Here is a 24977-nt window from a genome sequence, read left to right on the forward strand (position 1 = left end):
GCCGGCGCGGCAGCCCCCGCCATCCTTGTCTACACTCCTTCGAACCTACGGAGAGTAAGCGCGAAGGAGTGCCTGATGTCTCCCCGAATCGGTTGCAGGCAGCGTGGTGCCATCAGCTTGATGGCGGCGGGCACCCTCGCGGTAGCCCTGGTCTTTCTATTGCTGGCGGTAGACAGCGGCCGCCTGTACCTGGACAAGCGCAAATTACAATCCATCGCCGACACCTCGGCCCTGGAAGCCGCCGGGCGCGGCGGCCTGTGCAGCCCCACCACCACAGCCAACGACTTCGCCAGGGAAAATGCCGCGCGCAACGGTTTCACGGTGACTGGCGACAGCAGCCGTGGCCTGACAGTGACGTGCGGTACGCTGGTCACCAATGCCGGTAATATCCGCGTCTTCAACCCGGATGCCACCAAGAAAGAGGCCGTACGCGTGGTGGCGACCCGCAGCGTGATGACCAGCGTTGTCAGCGGCCTCTGGAGCCTGTTCAGCGGCGGTTCGGCATCCACCCAGACCCAACTCAGCGCCACCGCCGTGGCCGCCTACGCGCCGCCCGTGGCGCAACTGAGCATCCGCAGCAACCTGGGCACCGTCGATTCGGCAAAGTCAGATGTTTTGAACCTGGCGATGGGGCGCCTGCTGGGCGGCAGCCTGTCGCTGACCGCGGCAGGCTGGGATGGGCTGCTGAACACCAACGTCAACCTGCTCGGTTACCTTGATCAGTTGGCGCTTACCTTGAACGTGAAGGCGGGCGACTACGATGCGTTGCTCAGTACGGCGGTGTCCGCCAATGAGTTGATCGACGCGTCGGTGAAGGTCCTGCAAAAAAACGGCGCCGTGGCCACCGCCGTTATCAATGATGTGATCAAGGTTCAGGCGATTGCCCCCAGCACCCGGCAGTTGACGGTCGGGCAGTTGCTCCAAATCGCCACCGGTACGTCGGCTGCCGCTTTGAACAGCAACCTTCAACTGTTCCAACTGCTGCAAACCACCGCGCAATTGTCCAGCAGCAAGAACCCGGTGAGCGCAGCGGTGCAGTTGAATATTCCACTGGTAGGCAATGTATCGGTGCAGACCAAAATCATGGAGCCGCCGCAACTGTCGGCGATCGGCAACCCGGCGAAGGCCAAGGCGGGGCTTAATAATGTGCCGCCGACGGATCAGATAGCCGTGCGTACGGCGCAGGTGCGCACGCTGATAACGGTGCAGGCACCTGTCTTGAATGGTGTGTCTTCGGTCGCGACGGTACTGAGCGGGCTGCGTACACCGGTTTCGAACCTGGTGAAGGGCCTGTTGAATTTGAATATTCCAGCGGCGGTGGGTGGGCTCCTTTGTCTGGTCTCCTGCGAAATCACCGATGTGGCGATCAGCGATACGCTGTCGATCTACATCGAGGCCGGCAGTGCTGAAAGCCATGTCACCGATTACGCCTGCGCCACGCCGGCCAGTAAGTCTCTGACCACGCAGACCAGCACCTCCGCAGCAACGTTAGGCATCGGCACCATCAGTTCGACGGCGTTTTCCTCCACCGCGCCGGTGGTCGTGCAACCGCTGAGGCTGGTGGATTTCGGCAAGCGTTCGTGTGCGGTATTGAACTTGCTCTGCAGCCCCAACCGCACACCGAATGTGGGCGGTGGCCTGACGGTCAAAGCGCTGTCCACCGTGGGTGCCCAGTCCGGCCCGCTGGTATTTGCCCCCGTGGCGGAGATGAACGCCACGCCCACCTACCTCCCCGCGGCGGGCACGAGCAATATCATCGGCAGCCTGAGCGCGACATTGAGCGCTCTGCAGGTCACCTATGTGCCTCCCAGCGGCAGCGTGTCCAGCGGCGCGCTGGCGAGCGTGGCCAGCACGATGAACACCATTGCCAACTCGGTGATCTCGCTGGTTCAGGGCGTGCTGTCGCCGCTGCTTGACCCTGTCGTCAACAGCCTGCTCAAGTCCCTGGGCATCAGCCTGGGCAACGCCGAAGTCGGCGCCAACCTCAGTTGCCATATGGGCCGCGCTTACCTGGTGATCTGAGCCACCGGCAATTCCACGCAGAACCGCGCGCCCTGTTCGCCGTTGACCACGCTCAGGCGTCCGCCCATGTTTTCCACAATGCCGTAGCTCACCGACAAGCCCAGCCCGGTGCCCACGCCGATCGGCTTGGTGGTGAAAAACGGTTCGAAAATCCGCTCCAGCAGACGCGGGTCGATGCCGCCGGCGTTGTCTTCCACCCAGAGGCGCACATGCCGGCTGTCGTGCTCACAATGCAGCGCGATCCAAGGGCGCAGTTGCGGGTTCTTTTCGCGCTGGCTCGACAGCGCGTCGCGGGCATTGACCATCAGGTTGATCAACACTTGCTCCAACTGGTCGACATAACCGTTGACCTGCACCGCGACGTCCGGCGCGGTGACGCGCAGTTCCACGCCTTTGCCGCGCAGCCCTTCGCTGAGCAGCGCCAGGGTGCCCTCCACCGCCTGGGCGGGGTCGAAGGGCTGCTGTTCGATTTCCGAGCGGCGGCCGAATACGCGCATGTGGTCCACCACGCGGGTGGCCCGTTGCACCTGGGCGTCGATGCGCTGCAGTTTTTCGGTGAGGTAAGCCACCTCGGCGTTACCGTCGCCCAGGCGCTTGAGCACGTTGACGATAGCCATGCGCATCACATTCAGCGGCTGGTTGATTTCATGGGCCAGGCCGGTGGCCATTTCGCCGAGGGTGGCCATCTTGGCGCTCTGGGTCAGTTGCTGCTGGGAGCGCCGCACTTCGGTGTTGTCGCGGCCCACGGCCTGTACCTCCAGCAGTGTGCCGTGCGCATCGAACACGCCACGGTCGGACCACACCCACCAGGCATGTTCGCGCCCCGGCAGCGCCAGGCTGATTTCCGCCGTGCTCACTGGAAACTCCGGGGTCAGTCGGCCGATACGCTGCACAAAGGCTCGGCGCTGTTCGTCCGACAGCCAATGGCCGAGGTTCAGCCCCGGTAATTGAGCGGGTTGGCATTCGAGGTAATGGGCCAACGGCGTGTTGCCGAAGGTCAGCGTCAAGTCCGGGCGGTAACGGCAGATCATCGCCGGCGAGTCTTCCACCAGGATGCGGTAGCGCTCTTCGCTTTGCTGAATGCGCTCGGCGGCCAGTGTCGCTTCGGTCACGTCCAGCCACAGGCCCACCGCCTCCACCGGTATGCCAAGGTCGTCGCGCAAAAGTTTGGCCTCGTCGAGCAGCCAGTGGTAATGGCCCTGGCTGTCGCGCACACGGTAGCGGCTGCGCACGCTGCCCTCGCGTAGCAACTGGCGCGTGCGCTCGAAGTAAAGGTCGCGGTCGTCGGCGTGGATCAGTGCGGGCAGGTGCTCGTGGTCGCAGTCGGCCAGGGTCCAGCCGAGCAGGGGCAGCAAACTGTCGCTGAAGAACACGGGGTGCAGCGCGCCGCTCACGTAGCGCTGCACATAAATCACCGCCGGGGCGCTGGCGATCAGGTTGTCCAGGCGCGCATGGGCGGCGGCGGCCTGCACTTGCTGGTTCTTGATGTCGCTGATGTCGAGCATGAAGCCGACCCAGCGCCGCTGCCGGCCCTCGCCCAGCACTTGGCCTTGCACGCGATACCAGATCGGATTCTGCGCGGTGTCGCTGCGTTGCAGGCGCACACCGGTCAGCAGCGGCCTGCCCAAAGTCTGCAGGTCGTGCAGGCGGCTGTGCAGTTCCTGGCGGTCGGCGGGGTGGATCAACTCCAGCCACAGCGCCAGCGGCTGGCGGGTCGGGCCGTCCTCCAGGCTGAGGCTGTGCAGCAACTGCGGCGCCAGCTGGATTTCATCGGTGGCGGGCAGCAGTTCCCACCAGCCGGTGCCAAGCAGGCCTTGCAAGGCCTCGACCCGCTCCAGTTGCTGATGATGGTGTTGCTCGCGCAGGCGGCTGAGCAACGGGCCGGCGAGCGCAGCGGCAAGGTCCAGCCAATCCTGGTCATGGGTGTGCGGTTGGCCGCGGTAGAAACCGCAGAGCAGCCAGGCGGCGACACCCTGGCCGTCCCGATACGGCACCAGCACCCCGTCGGCATCGCCGAACACGCTGTGCAGGCGTGGGTTGTCGCTGCGCCCCCGGGCCGTGTCCAGGCGCAACGGTGCGTTGCCGTTAAGGCTGTCCAGACGCGTGCCCAGGCGCTGGCCGGTCTGCCACAACGCTGGTGCATCGTGGGCCGCATATTGGCTGTAGATTCGCCATCCCTGATCTTCTTCATCCAGCAATGCCACGGCGACACACGGGATGCGCCAGCGTTGCGACAGGCTGCGCAAGTGCTCGTTGAACACCTCGGGCAAGCGGCCAAGGCTGCACACGCGCAATTGCTGGCTCATTCGGCAGGCCAGTTGATGGTTCTGTTCGCGGTCCTGAGCCAGTTGCCGACCTTCGAGCAAATCGCCCACATCCAGCAGGCGCAAGACCCAGCCGTCCGCATCGGGCTCGACCCACCCTCGGGTGTGCAGCACCTGACCGGCCGCCCCCTGAAAATCCAGGTCCAGGCTCTGGTGCTGCCACTCGGCCGGGTTGCCTTCGATACTCAGGGTGCTGCCGGCACACAGTAATTGGCGCAGGTGCGGGCGCGTCCCGCCCACGGTGCTCGGGCCCAATTGCGCGCGCAGCGCCGCGCTCAGGCCCATGACCTGGCCGCGCGAATCCAACTGCACCTGCAAGCCGCTGGCGGTGGGCGTGTGATCGGCGCCAGCCGTACGGCCGAGCAAGCGCCCGAACAGGTGCTCTCCGGCCTTCAAAACTGCAGGCTCGAACGTGCCGCCAGATTGGCCGGCAGCCTGGGCACGGTGCCTACGCCCGGCAGGACCAGCGCCGGGAATACGGCATAGAGTCGGGAGGAGGGGTAGCTGATCGTGACGGTCAAGGTGTTGCCGGTATAGGTGGCGCTCACATCGTCACGCTGGAACTGGAAACTGGCCGGGATCCAGCTCAATTGGCCCACCGCTGTGTCCTTGGCGCGTTGAGTCAGTTGCGCGCCGTAGGCCGTCCCGGCGGTCGCGGGGTCCACGGCCATGGCTTGACGCACCGCCTCGGCCGCGGCCTGGTTGAACGATTGCATCAGCAGCAAGGGCAGGCTGTAGCTGATCAAGCCGTAGAACACCGCAAAGAACATTCCGAAGACCAAGGCGAACTCGATGGCGGCGGCGCCTTTCTGCTGGCGGGGGAGGCCGGTTTTCATGACTGCGTCTACCCTGACGGCTACTACTTGATATCAGCATAGAATCAATCAGCGAAAAGGGACTTTTTTTACGTGATTCACGGCGTGGTGGTGCTGGTGTGGCTGGGGCTTTGCGCGTTACAGGACGGGCGACAGCGGCGGATTGCCAATCGCCTGACTCTGGGCGCGGCGCTGTCAGCCTTGATCTACCTTGCGTGCACGGGCACTACCTGGCTCGGTGGGTCCGCCGTCGAAGGTGGCTGGGCATTGGCAGTGGCGCTGGCGTTGACCTTGCCCGGTTATGCCCTCGGTCGTTTCGGCGCGGGAGATGTGAAACTGCTCGCCGCTCTGGGCCTGGCCGGCACGGTGGATTGCCTGCTGTGGTCGCTGATCGTCGCGGTTGTGGCGCAAGGGGGCTGGGTGCTTGCGGGTCAACGGCTTGCAGTGCGCCTTTCGAAAACGGGCTTGAGGGCGTCAAAAAAACAGCCGTTCGCGCCCTGTGTCCTGGTGGGCTTCACCCTCTACTGGCTGTGGGTTCAATAGCGGGCGGACGTTATGTACAGAGTTACAAACTGCGTCTAGGTTTAGGGGAACGCCCCGTCAATCAGTCGTCCGAATGGATAGGTCGCCTTTGGGCTGCCAGGCATGGAGTCGCGCGTGAATAAGCTGATACCGGCAGTAAAAGTGCTTGTGGTCGACGATCAACCCCTGATCGTGGAAGAACTGTGTGAGTTTCTGGAAGACAGTGGCTACCGCTGCGTGCACTGTGAATCCAGCCATCATGCGTTGCAGCGTTTTGCTGAAGACGCTGAGATCGGTCTGGTGCTGTGCGACCTGCATATGCCGGACATGGATGGCATCCAACTGGTGCAGGCGATGCAGACGCTTGCCGGCAAGCAACGCGCCTTCGAGGCGATCATGCTCACGGGTCGCGCCGACAAGCAGGATGTGATCAAAGCGCTGCGCGCGGGGATTTCGGATTACTACCAGAAGCCTGTCGATCTGCATGAGCTGCTCGAAGGTATCCAACGCCAGGAAGCAGCGTTGGACGAGCGGCAAAAAAAGCTGCAGCTGGGGCACCTGAACCAGAAGTTGCAGGACCTCTCCGACTCCATCAATGACCTTTACCAGGACCTCGATAAGGTGCGCCGAGCGCCGGTGTCGTCCGGCGACGCTGCGCCCAGCGATGCCGCGCTGCCGGCGGACGTTGCGCCGATCTTCATGCAGCTGTCACCGCGCCAGTTGGACGTGGCGCGCCTGGTGGGCAAGGGCCAGACCAACTACCAGATCGCCTGCGAGCTGGGCATTACCGAGAACACAGTCAAGCTGTACGTGTCCCAGGTGCTGCGCCTGACTCAGATGCACAACCGCACCCAGCTGGCGCTGGCCCTGTCGCCCAGTGCGATGGCGCGTCAGCGCATCCCGGCGCACTGACGGGCACTTATCGGCGCGCGCCGCCGGACGATGCACCGTCGGCGCCCTGTTCGAAGAACTCCGGGATGGGATGCTTATTGCTGTCCAGCCAACGCTGCAACGCCTGCTCGCGCTCGGCGGGGCTGCCGGTTTGCGGCGTCGGCGAGGCGGCCTGGCCGTTGACCTGCAACGTCAGCCACTGCTCCGTTTCGGCTTGCTGCGGTGAGGATGGTCCAGGTTCGATGGCGCAGGCCGCCAGAGGCAGCAGTCCTAGAAAAACCAGGTAATGGGCTTTCATTGTGTCGACTCCTATTGCACGGTCACAGGTGGGGCGGCGCCGCCCGTCGCGACGTTGTGCGCCGTTGCGCCGGCGGCCTTGAGTGCCTCGGCACGTTCCTGGGCTTCGGTGACCTGTTCAGGGCTCAGTCCCAGTTGGCTGACCACTTTCGCCGCTTGCCCCCAGTCGTCCTGGTAAATCAACAGCGTTATCAGGTTGACGGCGGCCAATGGGTCGCCTTGCTTGAGTTCGATGGCGGTCAGGAACTCGAAACGCGCGTCCTCCAGGCGCCGTTGCTTGAGGTAAACCACGCCCAGATCATTGCGGATTTTCTCGTCGGTGGGCGCCAGCCGCGCCGCCCGTTGAAGATGGGTCATGGCCTGGGCATTGTCGCCCTTGGCGGCGGCCAGTTGGCCCAGGCCATGTTCGCCTTCGGCGGTCATGCAGGTGCCAAGCAGGCTGCGATACAACGGCTCGGCCTCACTGCGTCCGAGCAAGCGATAAGCCCGGGCCTTGCGCTGGCGCACCTGGGGCAGCGCATCGGGCAGACTTTGCAGGTTGGCCAGGCTGGCGTGCAGCTTGCCCTCGTTGGCGAGGTCGTCGGCCAGGTTCAGCGCCAGTTCCTGTTCCGAACCTGGCTTGGCGCAATTGCCGGGTGTGGTCAACGTCGCCCACGGTGACTGGCCATTGGCAGCGCAGCCGCCGAGCATCATCAGGGCCAGTCCGGCAATCAGTGTTTTCATCGGGGGCTTTCCTCAAAAGTGGCTGAGTGCACGGGCGATACCGATAAAGGCCGGACCGCCCAGCACGATCAGCAAGGCCGGGAACAGGAACACCATCATCACCACCGACATTTTTGCCGACATCTTGGAGATGTATTCCTGCAAACGGGTCAGGCGTCGGTCGTCGAGCAACTGCTTGAGGGCCAGCAGCGATTTCATCGCACCGCCGCCCTGCAGGATCAGTTGCTGGAGGATGGTGCAGGTGTCGTTGAACTCATCCACGGCCAGCACGCGTGCGGTCTTGCCTAATTCTTCGCCCAGCTCCAGGCCCGAATCGACGCGGGCCAGGACCAGCCGCAGCTCCTGGGTCAACTCCGGCAGCAGGCGCTGGCCCTCGCTGCTCAGCACGCGCAGGGCCTGCTCAACCGCCATGCCCGATTCGAACATGATGCGCAGCAGCGGGATAAAGGTGGCTATCTCGATGGCAATGCGTTGCTGCCGGCGTTTGGCCGTGGATGCCAGGATGCGCTTGGGCAACAGATAGCCCAGGCCCAGCGCCACCAGCGGGGCGATCCACGGCGACGGCGTGTGCGGGTACAGCAGTTGCTGGCCCACCAGGGTCAGGCCGAGCAGCACCAGCGGTGTGCCGACCTGGCACGCGGCAAATATCGAGCGCTGGTTGGCCTTGCGCCAGCCGACACGGTTGAGCAGGGTCTGGGTTTCGGTGTCCAGAGTAACGGAGCGCTGGGCCAGTGTGCTGGCGCCCAGATGCCGCATCAGGCTGCCGAGCCGCGCCTGGCGGGTGATCTCCCCCTGCAGGCGCAGGTTGATCAGGCGCCGGCGGCGGCGCTGTTCCAGCCAATGGCCGGCCACCAGCACCAAGGCCGCAAGAAACATCAGCGCGCTCGCCAGCAGGGCCATCTCAGATACTCCGCAACATGCGCCACATCACGAAGCTGCCGGTCAGCTCCATGGCCAGGGCGCCGAACAGCATCCAGCGCCCGGTTTCGTCGTTCCACATGGTCATCAGGTAGTGCGGGTTGGCGAACATGAAGTACCCGACCATGCACACCGGCAGGCCGGCCAGCACGTAAGCGGTCATGCGCGTTTCGCCAGTCATGGCCTTGAGCTGGCGCGCGCCCTGTTCCTTTTCGCGGATCATCTTGATCAGGTTTTCCAGCAACTCGCTGGCGTTGCCGCCGTAGCGGTGGTTGACCTTGAGACCCAGGGCAAACAGGCGAAACTCATCGCGCTCGTAGAACTCCGCGAAGTCATGCACCGAATCCGGCAGGCTCACCCCCAGTTGCACGTTACGCTGGATGCGCCCCATGGCTTGCTTGAGCGGTTCGTCGGCCGCGTCGATACCGCCAAGCACCGCGTCGGCGAGGGTGCGTCCCGACTTCAGACTGCGCACGGTGTAGTCCAGCAGCGACGGCAGTTGTTCGATCATTCGGCGTACGCGGTGTTGATAGCGCCAGGCGATGTAGGCGCGTGCGATCAGTGGTGGCAGCACAAGCATCAGCAGCAGGCCTGGCCATTGGGCTACCAGCAGCCCGAGCAATGCACCCAGCGCCCAGCCGAAAAGCCACAGGCCCAGGCGCTCGGCGGGCTTGCCCCGGCCGGCGCGTTGGAACATGCGTTCCAGGCCGGCCCACGCAGCGCGGGTCGGTGCCTTCGCAGGCTGGCCTTCGGCGAGCCGCTCCAGCACACGTTCGCTGCTGGCTCGGCGCACGCCGCTCTGGAACAGGCTGAAAGACAGCGCCACCAGGATGATGCAGATCAGCAGCAGGAAGGTTCCGGACACCGTGCTTCTCCTTACTGCGGCAGCGCGCTTTCGCGGCGCAGTTTGTCGCCCGCCGGGTTGAGCGCTTCGCGCACGAACCCGACGGCGGTGCGTCGGTCCAGGCGAAACAGCGTGTTGGTGACGTAAATGTCATCGCGCACGCCCACCACTTCCACCACCTCGCTCACGCAGCGCCGGCCATCGGGCAGGCGGGTGAGTTGGATCACTACGTCCAGCGCCGCGCAGATCATCTGGCGCAGGGTTTTTTCCGCGACCACACGGCCGGTGAGGCCTACCAGGGTTTCCAGACGCAGCAGCGCATCCTGGGCGTTGTTGGCATGCACGGTGCTCATGGAGCCGTCGTGACCGGTGTTCATCGCGGTGAGTACATCGAGCACTTCCACGCCGCGGATTTCACCGAGGATGATGCGGTCCGGGCGCATCCTCAGGGCGTTGCGGATCAGGTCGCTGGCCTTGACCTCGCCATGCCCCTCGGCATTCGGCGGGCGGGTTTCCAGACGCACCACGTGTGGGTGGCCCAATTGCAGTTCGGCGACGTCTTCGATGGTGACCAGGCGTTCGTGGGGGTTGATCAATTGGCTGAGGATATTGAGCAGCGTGGTCTTGCCGGTGCCGGTGCCGCCGCTGATCAGGATGTTGCAACGCTTGCCCACCGCGTCCTGAAAAAACTCGAAGATGCTGTGGTCGATGGTTTGCATCGCCACCAGGTCGCTGCTCTTGAGCATGTCTTTGCGGAACTTGCGGATCGACAGGCAGGGCCCATCCAGCGCAATCGGCGGGATAATCGCGTTGACCCGGCTGCCGTCCGGCAACCGCGCATCGACCATGGGTGACGATTCGTCCAGGCGCCGGCCCAACGGTGCGAGGATTCGCTGCATCACCCGCTCCACATGGTGCGCATCGATAAAACGCAGGTCGCTCTGGTGCAGCAGGCCTTCGCGCTCGATAAACACCCGGTGCGGGCCGTTGACCAGTATCTCGGTCACCGCCGGGTCGCGCAGCAGCACTTCCAGTGGGCCGAAGCCGGTCAGTTCGTCGACGATTTCTTCGGCCAGGCGCTCCATCTCGTAACGGGAAACCGCCAGGTGCATGCGCGTGATGTATTCCGACACTTTATCGATCACCAACTGCGCCAGGGATTGGCGCGTGCCTTCCAGCAGGTTTTTGCCCGACTCCTCGATGGCATCGATGATGTAGCGGTGCAACACCAGTTTCAGCCCGTCATGGTCGTTGTGCCCGGGGGCGCGGGCCGGGCCGCCGAACAGTTTCTCGCCGTTCATCGTTGCGACCTGCGCAGACGTTCGAACCAGCGCGCCGACGGTTTCTGCATGCCTTCGGAGCGTCTGGCCAGGCGTTCGCCGAGGGTGCGCAGGCCTTGGGTCAAGGTCTCTCGGGGGGCCAGGCTGAACAGGCTTTGCCCCTGGTTTTTGGCATTCATGCGCAATTCCGCGCTCAGGGGCAGCACCGCGACGCATTCCAGGCCGTAGGTCTTTTCCAAGGTGTCGATGTCCGGCGCGCAGCTTTTGAGGTGGCGGTCGATCAGCAGCTTGGCGTGTTCGAGTTTCATGCCTTTTTCCCGCCACAGGTTGAGCACCGCCAGGTTGCGCCGGCAATCGAGCACACTCTGGTCGGTGCACCACAGCAGCTTGTCGCAGTGGCTGACGAAGGTGCGCAGGGCTTCGCTGTCGGTCTGCCCGGTGAGGTTCACGACGATGTGCTGGAAGTGCTGGCGCAGGGCGCTGAGCAGCATGTACACCTCGGCGGCGCTGGTCAGTTCCAGGGGCTCGTCGTGACCGGCATAGGCCAGGATGCGCAGGTTGTCATCGGCGCGGGCGAAGGCGCTGTCGATCAACGTAGTGTCCAGGCGCCGCAGATGGCGCAGGGCATCGCCGAAGTTGAAGGTGCTTTCCAGGCCCAGCAGCGCCAGGCTGTCGCCGCGCGGCAGGCCCAGGTCGAGCAACAGGGTCTGCTGCCCGCTCTTTTGCACCACCATGGCCAGGTGGCTGGCCAGCAGGGCGCCGTCGCCATTGCCCTGGGTGCCGTAGAGCACGGTAAGCCCGCCCAGGTGCGCATTCGGCGCGCTGGGCGGCAGACGTTTGCTCAGGCGGCGTACCAGCCCGGCCACTTCGCTTGAGCGTGAGCCGTAGGCGACAAAATCCCGCGCGCCGGCCCGCATCGCATTGAGCACCAACTGGTTGTCCATGCCGTCGCCGAGGGCGACGATCGCCAGCATCGGCTTGGCTTCCAGGGCACCTTCGATCAGTGCGCTCTGGGCCACCACGTTGTCGCGGTCTAGCCCGATGAACACCAGGTTGGCGAAGGTCACGTCCACCAGGGCAAGCAGTTCGTCCAGGCTGCCACCCCCGGCACCGACCACTTGGCCGAGGGGCGCTAGGGCGCCCTGCAGCCACTCCAGGTCGACGCTGTTGCGGGTAATGGCCAGGAAGGTCTGGCTCAGGCTATTGCTCATTGGGACAGTCCACTGCGACGGTCGAAGTCGCCGTTTTCGAGGAAGAACAAGCGGTACCAATTCGGATCGTAGCTGCGCAGTTTTTCACCGGGCAGCGATGGCAATTGCGCATTGGCAGCCAGTGGCTGCACCAGGTGCGGGGTGACGATCATCAGCAACTCCTTTTCTTCGCGGCTGCTGTTGGCGTCGCGAAAAAACGCGCCGAGAATCGGGATATCCCCCAGTCCCGGAAATTTGTTAATAGTGGAGCGTGCATTGGTGCTGATCAGCCCGCTGATCACAAAACTTTCGCCATCGGCCAGGGACACGCTGGTGTCGGTGCGGCGCACGGTCAGCGCCGGCACTTGGATGCCCTGGATCTGCACGGCGTTGCTGTAGTCCAGTTCGCTGACTTCCGGCGCGACCTTAAGGGTGATGCGGGTGCGGTCGATCACCGTGGGCGTGAGCGTCAGGCGGATGCCGAACTCTTTGTATTCGATGGAGATGCTGTCGCTGCCGGCGCTCGGCACCGGCACGGGCACTTCACCGCCGGCGAGGAAACTGGCGCTCTGGCCGCTCATGGCCACCAGGCTGGGGCGTGCGAGGGTATAGGCAAAACCGCTGCGCTCCAAGGCGTTGATCATGGCCTTGACCCGCCCGCCGCCAAAACCGATGTTGAAACTGTCGGCGCTCACCGGCAGCTTGAACACGCCTTCCGACGGGGACAGCAGATTGGGACTGCCGAAGAAAAAGTTGCTGCCGTTGCCGAGCAAGCGGGTGCTGGCTTCCTTGAGTTTGCTGCGACTGACTTCGACGAAGCGGATGTCGGTCTGCACCTGGCTGGGCAGCAGCGGATCCTGGGATGGCGACAGTGACAGGCTGGTGAGCGCCGCCGTGGCCTTGCCCTTGACGAACACCATGCTTTGGCGGGGCGCGCTGGCGCAGGCGGTCCAGACCATCAGGCTGGTGGCGCCACTGCCGACGCCGGTGAGCAGGAAGTGGCGATCGCCGTTGACCCGCACATCGGCGATTTTCGGGTCGCCGATCGCCAGGCGGGTGATGGCGACCGGCGATTGCACTTCCTGTTGCAGGCCCTCGCCGACTTCGAGCACCGCCGGCAAGGGGCCCAGGACGCTGCAATTACTCGACGCCGCCAACGCCCTATCCACCGGCAGGCATATCAGCAGCAAGGCCCAGGCCAGGGGCGCGAAGGGGCGGGCGTAGCGATGGCTCATTCACGGCATCCTTGCACGGTCACTGGGTTTGTTGAGCGGCCTGGGCGCCGCGTATCACTTCGATACCTCGGCGGACGGCTGGGGCGGTGTCGCTCTGCGCGGGGCTTTTGGGCGGGCCGATCAGAGCCAGTTGGGTAAATTGGTAGAGGTCGCGGTTGGCCTCGGCGAGTGTGCTCGTGGGATCGCTTTCGCCGGCCCAGTACCTGCCAAGCAACTGTTCATCGGCGCTGCGCACGGCCAGGCGCAACGTACCCGCTTGCGCCGCAAGCATCAGGCGACTCAACAAAGGCTCCGGCACTGCCAGCACCACGGTGCGTGCGCCCGCCCGGCGTTGGGCAGCCTGGGCGCGTTCTTCCACGGTGGCCGGTGGCGGCACGGCGGGCTGGCCGTCGTTGGCCAGGCCCAGTTGATCGCCGACGCTGAGCAGGCGCAGCGCGGGAATGATGATCTGTGCCGACTGTTGCGCATTATCGGTGTCCCGCGCCAGAAACAGCAGCACATCCACGTAATCACCGGGGCTCAGTTGCCCGGCGGCGCCGATCACTTCGTCCACCGCGACGGCCAGCGCGCGTTCGTCCGGGCGAATCATGCGCGCCAGCGGACCGCCTTCGCTGAAGCTTTGATCATTGAGCCAGGTGCCCGCGCCCAAGGCGCGCAACGGCCGGCGGCCGATGGCCTGGTCGAGTTCCGTGAGGCTACCGGCGGGCACGGTACGCAGGTTTTCCAGCGCCAGGTCGGCAGCGGTGAGAGGGACGAACGCGGGCACGTCATGTACCAGCACCACCACGGGGCGCCGGGTCTGGTCTTCGACGGCGGCAGCGGTGCTTTCCACGGAAACGAAGGGGGCGGCGACAGGTTCGGGCGTGCGACTCAACACCAGCCCCCAATACCCCGCGATCAATGCCCCGATGAGCAGCAAGCCGGCCAGCGCCATGCTGATGCGACTGTTCATGACGGCTCTCCTCCTTGCGTTGCACTGCCTACCCGTCTATCCAAACGAGTTAATTCGCAACCTGGCTGTGATGAACATGTAACGATTTGGCTATTTGACGGTAGCTCAGGTAGGACGAAACGCCATTAACGTCGGGAAAATTAATCCGCCTCGTAAACTGCATCTGCACCAGGTGCGCGCTGGCGCGGCGCGAACTTTACGACTAATACTTTGTGATTAATCCGTTATTACAGTTGTGAGGCTGGGGTTTGTTGACAATGCTCTAAAGGCACGCCGCGATGATCCGCGCTAGAGCCATAACGGCTTGCTGTGTCGTATTAGGGAGAAGTCTTATGTTCCTTGACCAGATGTTGAAGCTTTACGTGCAGGCGCAACTGTTTTTCAAGCGCGACGAAGGGGCGTCAGGTATCGAATACGCCATTATCGTGGCGCTGGTTGCATTGGTAATTGTTGGCGCCGGGGCAGGGCTTGGCGACAAGATCAAATCGATCTTCGACAGTATTGCGACGAAGATGACCACCTGAGACCGTCGGTATCACGCGTGGCCATCTTCCTTTAAGTATTTTTTCAATTAGGGAATGTCTATGAGCGCCTCTTCGCCAACCCGCCAGCAAATTCTTTTGGTGGACGACGAAGAGGACGCGCTGGTTGAGCTTGCTGAGTCCCTTGAGAACGAAGGCTTCGAATGCTACACCGCGACCTCGGTCACCTTTGCCCTGCAGGAACTCACGCTGCACCCGGACATCGCACTGGTGATCACCGACCTGCGAATGCCCGAGGAAAGCGGCATCTCCCTGATCAAGCGCCTGCGCGAACATACCGAGCGCTCGCACCTGCCTGTGATCGTCATGACCGGCCATGCCGAGATGGATGATGTCAGCGACCTGCTGCGCCTGCAGGTGCTGGACCTGTTTCGCAAACCGATCTACCTGGTGCGGTTGATCGATACGTTGAATAACCTGTTTCCCGTGCGGCCCACACGACTAAAGCCATGAGCATCGGTTGCCTTTCAGCCGATCGGCTGCCACTTGCCGACCATATGCTCGATCCCGCCGCTCCCGTTCAGTACCCACTCGCCACTTGAACCGGCCGCGCTGGCCGATAACCGCAGGTCGCTGGGCAATCGCACCGGTTTGCGGAACTCCACGTACAACTCGATATTGGCCGCGGGCAAGTGCTCACCCAAGGCGGCCAGGCTGTGCGCCTTGTTCCACAAGCCGTGGGCAATGGCCTGGGGAAAACCGAACAGCCTGGCGGTGAGGGCGCTGAGGTGGATCGGGTTGTAGTCGCCGGACACCCGCGCGTAGCGGCGGCCGATATCGGCGGGGGCGTTCCAGCGCGTCAGTTCGCTGACCTGGATGGGCGTGGGCAACGGCTCATCCGTGGCTTCGCCTGGCAGCTTCACGCCCCGGCACAGCATGCGGCTCTCGCCTTCCCAGAGCAGGCCGAGGGCGTCTTCGACAGTGGTGATCAGGTCAAAAGTCGCGCCTTTGGCGTGTGACTTGAGGTTCTGCGCATGCACGCCGACCCACAGTTCGCCCACGCCTCCCAGTGGGCGGTGGACGCGGATACGGTTGCTCAGATGGATCAGCCCCAGCAGAGGGAACGGGAACGAGGTGTCGGTGAGTAACTGCATCTGCACGCCGAAAGCGAGGATATGCGGGTAGGTGGCGGGCAACATCGGGCTGTCGGCAAAGCCGCATACCTTGCGATACGCCGCCACCGCCTTGGGATCGACGCTGACCCGGCAGCGCAGCCCCCGGTCGGGCAGCGTGTTGCCGCTGATCCTGCGCTTGAGCGCCGCGCGCCAATACAGTGGCGGCAGTAACGGTCGGTTGTTTAAGGTCTGCCACTGCATGCTCACGCTCCCAATAGACTTTGCCCGCACACCCGCAGCGCTTGCCCGCTGACCGCGCCGGAGCCGGGCTGGCCCAGCCACGCCACGGCCTCAGCGACATCCTGAGGCAAACCGCCCTGGCCCAGCGAACTCATGCGCCGCCCGGCTTCACGCAGGGCGAACGGAATATGCGCGGTCATCTGGGTTTCGATAAATCCGGGGGCGACGGCATTGATGCTGATGCCCCGAGGTTTGAGCGATGGCGCCCAGGCTTCGGCCAGGCCAATCAAGCCGGCCTTGCTCGCGGCGTAATTGGTTTGCCCGCGGTTGCCGGCGATGCCGCTGATGGAGGCCAGCAGCACCACGCGGGCGTTGTCGTGCAGGGTGCCGCTGTCGAGCAGGGCTTTGGTCAGTACCTGCGGCGCATTCAGGTTGACCGCCAATACCGCATCCCAATATTCCGGGGTCATATTGGCCAGGGTCTTGTCGCGGGTGATGCCGGCGTTATGCACCAGAATGTCGAGGCCGTCGGGCAGGTGTTCAATCAACTGCGTGGCGGCGTCCTCGGCGCAGATATCCAATACGACGGTGCGGGCGCCCAGGCGAGCGGCGAGGGCTTCCAGATCGGCCTTGGCCTGGGGCACGTCGAGCAGGATCACCTGCGCGCCGTCACGGGCCAGGGTTTCGGCGATGGCCGCGCCGATGCCACGGGCGGCGCCGGTGACCAAAGCCTTGCGCCGCGCCAACGGACGTGTCCAGTCCTCCACCGGGGTGTCGCAGGCCTGCAGACGAATCACCTGGCCTGAGATGTAGGCGCTTTTCGGCGACAGGAAGAAACGCAGCGTACCTTCCAGTTGCGCCTCGGCACCGTCGCCGACATACAGCAACTGCAGCACGCCGCCGTTACGCAGTTCCTTGGCCAAAGAGCGGCTGAAGCCTTCCAGGGCGCGCTGGGCGCTGGCGGCGAACGGATCGCTGAGGCTTTCCGGGGCGCGACCGAGGATCACCAAGTGGGCGCTATGGTCGAGATTTTTCAGCAGCGGCTGAAAGAATTCGCGCAGTTGCTTGAGCGAATCGGTGTGCTGCAGGCCACTGGCGTCGAACACCACCGCCTTGAGCTTGGGCCCGTGGCCGGGGATCCACGCGGGGGCGCCCAGCGGTTCGGCGCCGTAGCTGTAGACGGCGTCGGTGAGTTTGTTGGCGAACGGCAGCACCTGGGCCGCCAACGCGCCGCCACCGAGCAGCAAGGCGCCCTCGACGGGACGCAGGCGCCCGGCCTGCCAGCGTTCCAGGCGTCCCGGCGACGGCAGGCCAATGGCGGCGACCAGGCGCTGGCCGAGGCTGGAGTTGGCGAAGTCGATATAACGGTCAGACATGGAACGCTCTCCGAAGGCTGGGGTTCAAAGGGTTGACCATCCCAGGGTAGCAGTCGTTCGACTAGGCTTAACGGTCCCACCCCGGCCCATCACACACAGGGAGCTTTCCATGACTCAATTGCGGCGTGTAGCGATCATTGGCGGTAACCGCATTCCTTTCGCCCGCTCCAACGGCCCTTACGCCACGGCGAGCAACCAGGCGATGCTGACGGCCGCCCTGGAAGGCTTGATCGAACGCTACAACCTGCACGGCCTGCGTCTGGGTGAAGTGGCCGCCGGGGCGGTGCTCAAGCATTCGCGGGATTTCAACCTGACCCGCGAATGCGTACTCGGCTCGCGCCTGTCCCCGCAAACCCCCGCCTACGACATTCAGCAGGCCTGCGGCACAGGGCTGGAGGCGGCGCTGCTGGTGGCCAACAAAATTGCCCTGGGCCAGATCGAATGCGGCATTGCCGGCGGCGTGGACACCACCTCCGACGCGCCCATCGGCGTGAACGAAGGCCTGCGCAGGATTCTGCTGCAGGCCAATCGCAGCAAGTCCGTGGCGGATAAACTGAAAGTCCTGTTACAACTTCGTCCCCATCACCTCAAGCCCGAGCTGCCGCGCAATGGCGAACCGCGCACCGGTTTGTCCATGGGCCAGCATTGCGAGTTGATGGCGCAGACCTGGCAGATCCCCCGCGACGAGCAGGACCAACTCGCCCTGGAGAGCCACCGGAAAATGGCCGCCGCTTACGCCGAAGGCTGGCACGACGACCTGACCACCCCGTTTTTGGGCCTGACCCGCGACAACAACCTGCGCCCCGACCTGACGCTGGAGAAACTCGCCGCCCTCAAGCCAGCGTTTGAACGCAGCGAGAAGGGCACGCTCACCGCCGGCAATTCCACCCCGTTGACGGACGGCGCATCCCTGGTGTTACTGGGCAGCGAGGCGTGGGCCCAGGAGCGCGGCTTGCCGATCCTGGCCTATCTGCGCGATGGCGAAGCGGCGGCGGTGGATTTCGTCAACGGTGCCGAAGGCCTGCTGATGGCGCCGGTGTATGCGGTGCCGCGCTTGCTGGCCAGGAATGGTCTTACATTGCAGGACTTCGATTACTACGAGATCCACGAAGCCTTCGCCGCCCAAGTGTTGTGCACGCTCAAGGCCTGGGAAGATGCCGATTACTGCAAGACTCGCCTGGCGCTGGACGCGCCATTGGGCGCGATTGACCGCAGCCGTCTCAACGTCAAGGGCAGTTCCCTGGCGGCGGGGCATCCGTTTGCCGCTACCGGCGGGCGCATTGTCGCCAACCTGGCCAAATTGCTGGCGACGGCGGGCAAGGGCCGTGGGCTGATCTCGATCTGCGCCGCGGGTGGGCAAGGTGTGACGGCGATCATCGAGCGCTGAGGGCGCCCTTAATTGGCCTATTGGTTGCATTCTTCAACGGGCAAAGATCAGTCGCCTCTCCCACCAGCGAGCCGATTGCCGTATAACGAGTGCCATACGCGTATTTGGTAACAAAGGACCCACAATAAAAGCTGATGAAGACTCCTAAACGCATTGAACCCCTGATCGAAGACGGTCTGGTCGACGAAGTGCTGCGCCCACTCATGAGTGGTAAAGAAGCAGCTGTTTATGTGGTGCGCTGCGGCAATGAATTGCGTTGCGCCAAGGTTTACAAGGAGGCGAATAAACGAAGTTTTCGTCAGGCATCCGAATACCAGGAAGGCCGTAAGGTCCGTAACAGCCGTCAGGCCCGGGCCATGGCCAAGGGTTCCAAGTTCGGCAAGAAAGAAACCGAGGACGCCTGGCAGAACGCCGAAGTGGCGGCGTTGTTCCGCTTGGCCGGCGCCGGCGTACGCGTGCCGCAGCCGTACGACTTTCTCGAAGGCGTGTTGTTGATGGAACTGGTGGCCGATGAGTACGGCGACGCCGCGCCGCGTCTGAACGACGTGGTGCTGGAGCCGGATCAGGCCCGCGAGTACCACGCCTTTCTGATTTCGCAGATCGTGCTGATGCTGTGTACCGGTCTGGTGCACGGTGACCTGTCCGAATTCAACGTGCTGCTCACGCCGACCGGCCCGGTGATCATCGACTTGCCCCAGGCAGTGGATGCGGCGGGCAACAACCATGCATTCAGCATGCTGGAACGCGACGTGGGCAACATGGCTTCCTACTTCGGGCGCTTTGCCCCGGAGCTGAAAAAGACCAAGTACGCCAAGGAAATGTGGGCCTTGTACGAAGCCGGTACCTTGCACCCGGGCAGCGTCTTGACCGGCGAGTTCGACGAGCCCGAAGAGCTGGCGGATGTCGGCGGCGTGATCCGTGAGATCGAAGCGGCGCGGCTGGATGAAGAGCGCCGCCAGGCGATTCGAGCGGCGGATGATGCGCCGTCGAGCAAAACCCCCGACGAGCCACCGCCGCCGCCCTGGATGCAATAGTCTTCGGCTGCATGCAGATCAACAGGTGGGAGGGGCGGTGCGACGATTCGACCTGCCCCCGGTGGCACAGGTATCTACACAGCTTCGGTAGAAAACATAACCTGAGAAAGTGAGGTTTTTGTGGTGAGCAGGCTTGCCCTGCGGTGGGCTGCGAAGCGGCCCTAAAACCTGACAACCGGTTTGGCCTGATACGCCACAGTGTGCGGAGAGGGGCCGCTTCGCGCCCCAGCGCAGGGCAAGCCTGCTCACCACAGCGTTATGTGTCCGCCTTTAAGACTTGTGAAGATACCTATGCCCCGATGGCAGCGTTTCAGTTACCGCAACGGCTGGCTGATCCACCGCTATCGGGCAAGCTCTCTCCCACATTGGTTTTGCGTATGCCCTTAGGAGCAGCAAGTGCCGGACGCCAACTCCTTGAGAATCGGACAATCGGGCCGGTCATCGCCCTGGCAGTGTTCCACCAGGTCCTGCAAGGTGTCGCGCAGTTGGCCCAGTTCCAGGATTTTCTGGTTGAGTGCGTCGATGTGCTGGCGCGCCAGGGCTTTTACGTCGGCGCTGGCACGATTGCGGTCCTGCCACAAGGTCAGCAACTTGCCGACTTCCTCCAGGGAAAACCCCAGATCCCGCGCGCGTTTGATAAACGCCAATGTGTGCAGGTCATCCGCGCCGTAGACGCGGTAGCCGCTGTCAGTGCGGTGAGCTGCTTTCAACAGGCCGATGGATTCGTAGTAGCGAATCATCTTGGCGCTGAGGCCGCTTTGCCGGGCGGCTTGGCCGATGTTCATGGGTGTTGATCCTCCACATCCTTGGGTTTCCAGGTTTTCAACAGCAAGGCATTGCTCACTACGCTGACGCTGGACAACGCCATCGCCGCGCCCGCCAGCACCGGGTTGAGCAGGCCGAACGCCGCCAGGGGAATGCCAATCAAGTTATACACAAAGGCCCAGAATAGGTTCTGCCGGATCTTGGCGTAGGTCTTGCGGCTGATCTCCAGCGCGGCCGGAACCAGGCGCGGGTCGCCGCGCATCAGGGTAATGCCGGCGGCGTGCATGGCCACATCGGTGCCACCGCCCATGGCGATGCCGATATCGGCGGCCGCCAGCGCCGGGGCGTCATTGATACCATCGCCGACCATCGCCACCACATTGGTTTTTTTCAGCGTGGTAACGGTGGCGGCTTTGTCGGCGGGCAGCACTTCGGCATGCACATCATCGATGCCCAGCGCCTGCGCCACCACCCGCGCGCTGCCACGGTTGTCACCGGTGAGCAGATGGCTGCTGATGCCCTGGGCCTTGAGTTGCCCCACGGCCTGCAGCGCACCGGGCTTGAGGGTATCGCCAAACGCGAACAGCCCCAGCACCCGGGGTTGCGCGCCTTGCTCGATCAACCAGGACAACGTGCGACCTTCGGACTCCCAGGCCTGGGCGGTATCCGCCAGGTCGCCGGGGGTGAGGCCGCTGTCTTCGAGCAGCCGACGATTGCCCAAGGCCAGTGGCCGACCATCGAGGGTGCCGGCGATACCGCGCCCAGTCAGGGATTGGCTGGCGCTGACATCGGCGATGCTCAACTGCTGTTCTTGGCAGGCCTGCAGCACCGCATTGGCCAAGGGGTGTTCACTGCCGCGTTGCAGGGCACCAGCCTGTTGCAACAGTTGGGCTTGATCGCCATTTACCGCGATCAGGTGCGCGATCCTGGGCGCGCCGGAGGTGAGGGTACCGGTCTTGTCGAACACCACGGCGCTCACTTCATGGGCGCGCTCCAAGGCTTCGGCGTCCTTGATCAGAATGCCATGGCGCGCCGCCACGCCGGTGCCGGCCATGATCGCGGTGGGTGTGGCCAGGCCCAGGGCGCAAGGGCAGGCGATCACCAGCACCGCGACCGCATTGATAATGGCGGTTTCCAGCGGCGCACCGTACAGCCACCAGCCCAGCAGCGTAATCAGCGCCAGCACCAGTACGGCCGGTACAAACACGCGGCTGACTTTATCCACCAGTTTCTGGATCGGCGCCTTGGCGGCCTGGGCGTCTTCCACCAGGCGGATGATCCGCGCCAGGACGCTTTCGGCGCCCAGCGCGGTGGTGCGCACCAGCAAGCGACCTTCACCGTTGATGGCGCCGCCGGTGACCTTGTCGCCGGGCTGTTTGGGCACCGGCAAACTCTCGCCGCTGATCAAGGCTTCGTCGGCATGGCTCTGGCCTTCGATCACCTCACCGTCCACCGGGAAACGCTCGCCGGGTTTGACGCTGACCACGTCGTTGAGCGACAGGGCGGTGATTGCCACCTCTTGCTCATGGCCATCGCGCACGCGGGTCGCCCGTTCGGGGCGCAAGGCTTCCAGGGCGCGGATGGCGCTGGCGGTCTGGCGCTTGGCGCGGCTTTCCAGGTATTTGCCCAGCAGGATCAGGGCGATCACCACCGCAGAAGCTTCAAAATACAGATGCGGCATGCTGCCGGCCGGAGCGGTGAGCCATTCGTACACGCTCAGGCCGTAACCGGCGCTGGTGCCGATGGCGACCAGCAAATCCATATTGCCCGCTCCGGCGCGCACGGCTTTCCAGGCGGCCACGTAAAAACGCGCGCCGAGGATGAATTGCACTGGGGTGGCCAGGGCGAATTGCACCCAGGCCGGCAGCATCCAATGCAGGCCGAACGGCTGCACCAGCATCGGCAGCACCAGGGGCAATGCCAGAACCATGGCCAGCAGCAAGGCCCAGCGCTCGCGGCGCAGGCGCTGGGCTTGATCGGCGGCGGTGCGGGTTTCGGTTTGCGGCAGGCTGGCGCTGTAGCCGGCTTTGTCGACGGCGGCGATCAGCACGCTGGGGTCTATCTGGCCGAGGACTTCGACGTGAGCACGCTCATTGGCCAGATTGACGCTGACGCTCTGCACCCCCGGCACCTTGCCCAGCGCGCGCTCGACACGGCCGGCGCAGCTGGCGCAGGTCATGCCGCCGATGGGCAGGTCAAAGGTGGTGGTTCCATTCATGGGGCAGTCCTCCAGGAGAAGTAGCCCCCAGGATCAACCTTGACCTGTGGGTAAGGTCAAGCGCCTTCAGTATTCCAGTGCGGCGGGCTTGAGGTACATGCCGTCCGGGCCTTGGGCGATACGCAGCTTGCGTACGTCGCCGACCTTCAACGTAATGTTCTGCGCCGGCGGTGCCAGCAGGCCTGGCAGGCAGCCCGGTGACTGACCCGGCAGCAGCTTGAGACGCAGCGACAGATTGCCCGCCGGCAAGTTGAACGAGGTGGACTGCTCCTGGAACAGCCGACCCGCCAACTGATCGTTGAGGTACAGGCCGATCTCGCAGTTGGTCGGCACTTCCAGGCGCTCCCTGGAAATGATCAGTACCGCATAGTCTTCAGCGGCCAGGGCCTGGGGCGCGGCGGCAGACAAGCTCATCAGGCCCACAAGGCCAAAAAACGACCAGCGCATGGCGAGTACTCCGTGGTTCACAGCTTGGGAAAGTTCAAGCTTGGCCGACGTCGCTCCCGAATACCAGCCCGGCCGATTTCTCAGGAACTTGACCTTGCCATCGTGGCAAGGTCGAGACTGGGTTCAACCTCATCAAAGGAGTCGTGTCATGCAAGTGTTCACTGTGGAAGGAATGACCTGCGGCCATTGCGTTAAAGCGGTGACCCAGGCGGTGAAGAGCCGGGATCCGGCAGCCGAAGTGACGGTAGACCTGGCGGCCAAGCAGGTCAGCGTGCAGAGCCAACTGAGCCGCGAAACGATCGCCGGGCTGATCAAGGAAGAAGGCTACACCGTCGTCTGATTTTTAATAGTTAGCGAGCTATCGTAATGTTCAAGGCACCCAAGCGCGGCTAGACTGTCGGGCTGCCGACTCACTTGGGTGCCCGATGAACCTTCGCATCATTCTGATCCTGGGCGCCTTGAGCGCCTTCGCGCCGCTGGCGATCGATTTTTACCTGCCTGGTTTTCCATCGATGGCCACGGCATTCGCCACCGATGAAAAACATATCCAGCTGACCCTGGCGGTGTATTTTGCCGGCCTGGCCATCGGCCAATTGATCTACGGCCCGCTGGCGGACCGTTTCGGTCGGCGCGGGCCGCTGCTCAGCGGCGTGACCCTGTTTACCCTGGCCTCTTTCGCCTGTGCCTTTGCGCCGTCCCTGGAATGGCTGATCGGCGCGCGCTTCGTGCAGGCCCTGGGCGGCTGTGCGGGCATGGTGATTTCCCGCGCGGTGGTCAGCGACAAGTGCGACCCCGTGGGCTCGGCCAAAGTGTTCTCCCAACTGATGCTGGTGACTGGCCTGGCGCCGATCCTTGCGCCGCTGGCCGGCGGTTTGATGGTGGGCTTGTGGGGCTGGCAGTCGATCTTTCTAGCGTTGTCGATCTTCAGTGTGATGGCCGCCGTCGCCGTAGCGGTGGGACTGCCGGAAACCTTCCCGGCCCATCAACCGCGCCAGCCGTTGTCCGGCTCGCTGCGTCGTTACCTTCAGTTGCTCTCGGACCGTGTCTACCTCGGCTATGCCCTCACCGGCGCATTGTCGATTGCCGGGATGTTTGCCTACATCGCAGGCTCACCTTTCGTATTTATCAAACTCTACGGCGTACCCGCCGAGCACTACGGCTGGGTGTTCGGCTCCAACGCTGCGGGTTTTATCCTGGTGGCGCAGCTCAATGCGCGCCTGTTGGCCAAGCGTGGCCCTGCGTTCCTGCTGTCGCGCACGGTGTGGGTGTATGTGGCGGCGGCGCTGACGCTGCTGGGTGTGGCCGCGTTGCGCACCGACGCGTTGTGGCCGTTGCTGGTGCCGCTGTTTATTTGCATCGCCAGTCTGGGCTGCATCCTGCCCAATACCTCGGCGTGCGCCATGGCCGGCCAAGGCGCTCGGGCCGGTAGCGCGTCGGCGTTGCTCGGTTGCATTCAGTTCGGCGTGGCCGCGGGAGCGGCGTCGCTGGTCGGGGTGTTACACGATGGGACGGCCTTGCCGATGGCGATGGTCATCAGCTTGTGCGGGTTATTGGCGGTGACGGTGGCCATGTCGACCTTGCGCCTGCAACGGGCCAGGGCCTTGCAGGCGCAGGGCTGACGGACGGTTTCAGCCAGCGGCGGCGCGTTGCTGGCTGATCGGGAAAGCGTGCGGCGCCTGGATGCGCGCTTGCAGGGTCTCGGCAAAGGCACGGGCCTCGGCTTCACTGCGAAAGGTAATGGCTTTGTGGTCCAGGCGGACCTCCCACTGGGATTTTGCTAACGCTTTTATCAGGATCTTCATTGCTGACTTCCTCACGTAAAAGAATCGTGGCAAAGGCGGCCAATATAAACCCGAATGCGCTCGCAAATATGACAAAGGTCAACTCTCTGACTAGTGGC

The 24977-nt window shown here is 63.8% G+C and carries 25 protein-coding genes; 9 read left to right on the top strand and 16 right to left on the bottom strand.

Annotated features, from left to right (window positions below; translation table 11 throughout):
- The first annotated feature begins 75 nt into the window (after positions 1–75).
- On the top strand, positions 76–2022 hold the full coding sequence (locus PSH94_RS03030) for a pilus assembly protein TadG-related protein (RefSeq protein WP_305436413.1): 1947 nt from the start codon (positions 76–78) through the stop codon (positions 2020–2022).
- Here PSH94_RS03030 and PSH94_RS03035 read toward each other — a convergent pair.
- Together PSH94_RS03035 and PSH94_RS03040 are read right to left on the bottom strand one after the other, a co-directional pair.
- Positions 2007–4742: a PAS domain-containing sensor histidine kinase gene (locus PSH94_RS03035; RefSeq protein WP_253510276.1), complete on the bottom strand. Its 2736-nt coding sequence runs from the start codon at positions 4740–4742 to the stop codon at positions 2007–2009. The genes PSH94_RS03030 and PSH94_RS03035 overlap by 16 nt on opposite strands.
- Positions 4739–5182, bottom strand: a complete 444-nt coding sequence (locus PSH94_RS03040) for a TadE/TadG family type IV pilus assembly protein (protein WP_181080869.1) — start codon at positions 5180–5182, stop codon at positions 4739–4741. The genes PSH94_RS03035 and PSH94_RS03040 overlap by 4 nt, the downstream gene beginning before the upstream one ends.
- Positions 5183–5254: 72 nt before the next feature.
- Between PSH94_RS03040 and PSH94_RS03045 the strand changes: the two genes are divergently transcribed.
- Both PSH94_RS03045 and PSH94_RS03050 read left to right on the top strand, forming a co-directional pair.
- The gene (locus PSH94_RS03045) at positions 5255–5704 is read left to right on the top strand and encodes a prepilin peptidase (RefSeq protein WP_305436417.1); all 450 of its coding nucleotides are present in this window, start codon (positions 5255–5257) and stop codon (positions 5702–5704) included.
- Between the two features lie 114 nt (positions 5705–5818).
- Complete coding sequence (locus PSH94_RS03050; protein WP_305436419.1) at positions 5819–6595, top strand: response regulator transcription factor; 777 nt, start codon at positions 5819–5821, stop codon at positions 6593–6595.
- Positions 6596–6602: 7 nt separating this feature from the next.
- Here PSH94_RS03050 and PSH94_RS03055 read toward each other — a convergent pair whose 3' ends face one another.
- The 8 genes from PSH94_RS03055 to cpaB are packed head-to-tail and all read right to left on the bottom strand — an operon-like array spanning position 6603 to position 14013.
- Positions 6603–6872 carry a DUF3613 domain-containing protein gene (locus tag PSH94_RS03055; protein WP_305436422.1) on the bottom strand — a complete coding sequence of 90 codons (270 nt, stop codon included), beginning with the start codon at positions 6870–6872 and terminating at the stop codon, positions 6603–6605.
- A gap of 11 nt (positions 6873–6883) precedes the next feature.
- Positions 6884–7594: a tetratricopeptide repeat protein gene (locus PSH94_RS03060; protein WP_181080865.1), complete on the bottom strand. Its 711-nt coding sequence runs from the start codon at positions 7592–7594 to the stop codon at positions 6884–6886.
- A 12-nt stretch (positions 7595–7606) separates the two neighbouring features.
- Positions 7607–8494, bottom strand: coding sequence for a type II secretion system F family protein (locus PSH94_RS03065; protein ID WP_305436425.1), 888 nt, complete (start codon positions 8492–8494; stop codon positions 7607–7609).
- 1 nt (position 8495) lies between these two features.
- The gene (locus PSH94_RS03070; RefSeq protein WP_305436427.1) at positions 8496–9377 is read right to left on the bottom strand and encodes a type II secretion system F family protein; all 882 of its coding nucleotides are present in this window, start codon (positions 9375–9377) and stop codon (positions 8496–8498) included.
- A gap of 11 nt (positions 9378–9388) precedes the next feature.
- Complete coding sequence (locus PSH94_RS03075; RefSeq protein WP_181080862.1) at positions 9389–10657, bottom strand: CpaF family protein; 1269 nt, start codon at positions 10655–10657, stop codon at positions 9389–9391.
- Positions 10654–11847 (bottom strand): pilus assembly protein, encoded by a 1194-nt coding sequence (locus PSH94_RS03080; protein WP_181080861.1) that lies wholly within the window; start codon positions 11845–11847, stop codon positions 10654–10656. Before PSH94_RS03080 ends, PSH94_RS03075 begins: the two co-directional genes overlap by 4 nt.
- On the bottom strand, positions 11844–13061 hold the full coding sequence (locus PSH94_RS03085; RefSeq protein WP_305436429.1) for a type II and III secretion system protein family protein: 1218 nt from the start codon (positions 13059–13061) through the stop codon (positions 11844–11846). The genes PSH94_RS03080 and PSH94_RS03085 overlap by 4 nt, the downstream gene beginning before the upstream one ends.
- A 19-nt stretch (positions 13062–13080) precedes the next feature.
- Entirely contained in the window at positions 13081–14013 is a 933-nt protein-coding gene (cpaB, locus tag PSH94_RS03090) for a Flp pilus assembly protein CpaB (RefSeq protein ID WP_305436431.1), read from the bottom strand.
- Between the two features lie 332 nt (positions 14014–14345).
- On the opposite strand from cpaB, the gene PSH94_RS03095 reads away from it, so the two are divergent.
- Both PSH94_RS03095 and PSH94_RS03100 read left to right on the top strand, forming a co-directional pair.
- On the top strand, positions 14346–14537 hold the full coding sequence (locus PSH94_RS03095) for a Flp family type IVb pilin (protein WP_181080858.1): 192 nt from the start codon (positions 14346–14348) through the stop codon (positions 14535–14537).
- Positions 14538–14597: 60 nt separating this feature from the next.
- The gene (locus PSH94_RS03100) at positions 14598–15008 is read left to right on the top strand and encodes a response regulator (RefSeq protein WP_181080857.1); all 411 of its coding nucleotides are present in this window, start codon (positions 14598–14600) and stop codon (positions 15006–15008) included.
- A 14-nt stretch (positions 15009–15022) separates the two neighbouring features.
- Here PSH94_RS03100 and PSH94_RS03105 read toward each other — a convergent pair whose 3' ends face one another.
- Positions 15023–15871 (bottom strand): MaoC/PaaZ C-terminal domain-containing protein, encoded by an 849-nt coding sequence (locus tag PSH94_RS03105; RefSeq protein WP_305436434.1) that lies wholly within the window; start codon positions 15869–15871, stop codon positions 15023–15025.
- Between the two features lie 2 nt (positions 15872–15873).
- Positions 15874–17226 carry a 3-oxoacyl-ACP reductase gene (locus PSH94_RS03110; protein ID WP_305436436.1) on the bottom strand — a complete coding sequence of 451 codons (1353 nt, stop codon included), beginning with the start codon at positions 17224–17226 and terminating at the stop codon, positions 15874–15876.
- Positions 17227–17335: 109 nt separating this feature from the next.
- Between PSH94_RS03110 and PSH94_RS03115 the strand changes: the two genes are divergently transcribed.
- Together PSH94_RS03115 and PSH94_RS03120 are read left to right on the top strand one after the other, a co-directional pair.
- On the top strand, positions 17336–18613 hold the full coding sequence (locus tag PSH94_RS03115) for an acetyl-CoA C-acetyltransferase (RefSeq protein WP_181080854.1): 1278 nt from the start codon (positions 17336–17338) through the stop codon (positions 18611–18613).
- 134 nt (positions 18614–18747) lie between these two features.
- Positions 18748–19647, top strand: a complete 900-nt coding sequence (locus PSH94_RS03120) for a PA4780 family RIO1-like protein kinase (protein ID WP_181080853.1) — start codon at positions 18748–18750, stop codon at positions 19645–19647.
- 383 nt (positions 19648–20030) lie between these two features.
- Here the strand turns inward: PSH94_RS03120 and cueR are convergent, their stop codons facing one another.
- The 3 genes from cueR to PSH94_RS03135 all read right to left on the bottom strand — a co-directional run bounded on the left by cueR (position 20031) and on the right by PSH94_RS03135 (position 23077).
- Positions 20031–20432, bottom strand: a complete 402-nt coding sequence (gene cueR, locus PSH94_RS03125) for a Cu(I)-responsive transcriptional regulator (protein ID WP_181080852.1) — start codon at positions 20430–20432, stop codon at positions 20031–20033.
- Positions 20429–22630: a cation-translocating P-type ATPase gene (locus PSH94_RS03130; protein ID WP_305436437.1), complete on the bottom strand. Its 2202-nt coding sequence runs from the start codon at positions 22628–22630 to the stop codon at positions 20429–20431. The genes cueR and PSH94_RS03130 overlap by 4 nt, the downstream gene beginning before the upstream one ends.
- Before the next feature lie 66 nt (positions 22631–22696).
- Positions 22697–23077 (bottom strand): hypothetical protein, encoded by a 381-nt coding sequence (locus PSH94_RS03135; RefSeq protein WP_181080850.1) that lies wholly within the window; start codon positions 23075–23077, stop codon positions 22697–22699.
- 148 nt (positions 23078–23225) lie between these two features.
- Here PSH94_RS03135 and PSH94_RS03140 point away from each other — a divergent pair, with 148 nt between their 5' ends.
- Together PSH94_RS03140 and PSH94_RS03145 are read left to right on the top strand one after the other, a co-directional pair.
- Positions 23226–23417 (top strand): heavy-metal-associated domain-containing protein, encoded by a 192-nt coding sequence (locus tag PSH94_RS03140; protein ID WP_181080849.1) that lies wholly within the window; start codon positions 23226–23228, stop codon positions 23415–23417.
- 85 nt (positions 23418–23502) lie between these two features.
- Complete coding sequence (locus tag PSH94_RS03145; RefSeq protein WP_181080848.1) at positions 23503–24696, top strand: multidrug effflux MFS transporter; 1194 nt, start codon at positions 23503–23505, stop codon at positions 24694–24696.
- 9 nt (positions 24697–24705) lie between these two features.
- On the opposite strand, the gene PSH94_RS03150 is transcribed toward PSH94_RS03145, so the two are convergent.
- On the bottom strand, positions 24706–24879 hold the full coding sequence (locus PSH94_RS03150) for a hypothetical protein (protein WP_181080847.1): 174 nt from the start codon (positions 24877–24879) through the stop codon (positions 24706–24708).
- Positions 24880–24977 lie beyond the last annotated feature (98 nt).

The sequence above is a fragment of the Pseudomonas sp. FP2254 genome, assembly GCF_030687695.1.
Taxonomy (GTDB): Bacteria; Pseudomonadota; Gammaproteobacteria; order Pseudomonadales; family Pseudomonadaceae; genus Aquipseudomonas; species Aquipseudomonas quebecensis.

Bases quoted from the DNA above. Each gene is read 5' to 3' on its own strand.
- PSH94_RS03130 (WP_305436437.1), bottom strand. From the start codon at position 22,630: ATGAATGGAACCACCACCTTTGACCTGCCCATCGGCGGCATGACCTGC.
- PSH94_RS03055 (WP_305436422.1), bottom strand. From the start codon at position 6,872: ATGAAAGCCCATTACCTGGTTTTTCTAGGACTGCTGCCTCTGGCGGCC.
- PSH94_RS03150 (WP_181080847.1), bottom strand. From the start codon at position 24,879: ATGAAGATCCTGATAAAAGCGTTAGCAAAATCCCAGTGGGAGGTCCGC.
- PSH94_RS03095 (WP_181080858.1), top strand. From the start codon at position 14,346: ATGTTCCTTGACCAGATGTTGAAGCTTTACGTGCAGGCGCAACTGTTT.
- PSH94_RS03110 (WP_305436436.1), bottom strand. From the start codon at position 17,226: ATGTCTGACCGTTATATCGACTTCGCCAACTCCAGCCTCGGCCAGCGC.
- PSH94_RS03030 (WP_305436413.1), top strand. From the start codon at position 76: ATGTCTCCCCGAATCGGTTGCAGGCAGCGTGGTGCCATCAGCTTGATG.
- cueR (WP_181080852.1), bottom strand. From the start codon at position 20,432: ATGAACATCGGCCAAGCCGCCCGGCAAAGCGGCCTCAGCGCCAAGATG.
- PSH94_RS03065 (WP_305436425.1), bottom strand. From the start codon at position 8,494: ATGGCCCTGCTGGCGAGCGCGCTGATGTTTCTTGCGGCCTTGGTGCTG.
- PSH94_RS03115 (WP_181080854.1), top strand. From the start codon at position 17,336: ATGACTCAATTGCGGCGTGTAGCGATCATTGGCGGTAACCGCATTCCT.
- PSH94_RS03135 (WP_181080850.1), bottom strand. From the start codon at position 23,077: ATGCGCTGGTCGTTTTTTGGCCTTGTGGGCCTGATGAGCTTGTCTGCC.
- PSH94_RS03100 (WP_181080857.1), top strand. From the start codon at position 14,598: ATGAGCGCCTCTTCGCCAACCCGCCAGCAAATTCTTTTGGTGGACGAC.
- PSH94_RS03085 (WP_305436429.1), bottom strand. From the start codon at position 13,061: ATGAGCCATCGCTACGCCCGCCCCTTCGCGCCCCTGGCCTGGGCCTTG.
- PSH94_RS03145 (WP_181080848.1), top strand. From the start codon at position 23,503: ATGAACCTTCGCATCATTCTGATCCTGGGCGCCTTGAGCGCCTTCGCG.
- PSH94_RS03060 (WP_181080865.1), bottom strand. From the start codon at position 7,594: ATGAAAACACTGATTGCCGGACTGGCCCTGATGATGCTCGGCGGCTGC.
- PSH94_RS03080 (WP_181080861.1), bottom strand. From the start codon at position 11,847: ATGAGCAATAGCCTGAGCCAGACCTTCCTGGCCATTACCCGCAACAGC.
- cpaB (WP_305436431.1), bottom strand. From the start codon at position 14,013: ATGAACAGTCGCATCAGCATGGCGCTGGCCGGCTTGCTGCTCATCGGG.
- PSH94_RS03040 (WP_181080869.1), bottom strand. From the start codon at position 5,182: ATGAAAACCGGCCTCCCCCGCCAGCAGAAAGGCGCCGCCGCCATCGAG.
- PSH94_RS03120 (WP_181080853.1), top strand. From the start codon at position 18,748: ATGAAGACTCCTAAACGCATTGAACCCCTGATCGAAGACGGTCTGGTC.
- PSH94_RS03075 (WP_181080862.1), bottom strand. From the start codon at position 10,657: ATGAACGGCGAGAAACTGTTCGGCGGCCCGGCCCGCGCCCCCGGGCAC.
- PSH94_RS03105 (WP_305436434.1), bottom strand. From the start codon at position 15,871: ATGCAGTGGCAGACCTTAAACAACCGACCGTTACTGCCGCCACTGTAT.
- PSH94_RS03140 (WP_181080849.1), top strand. From the start codon at position 23,226: ATGCAAGTGTTCACTGTGGAAGGAATGACCTGCGGCCATTGCGTTAAA.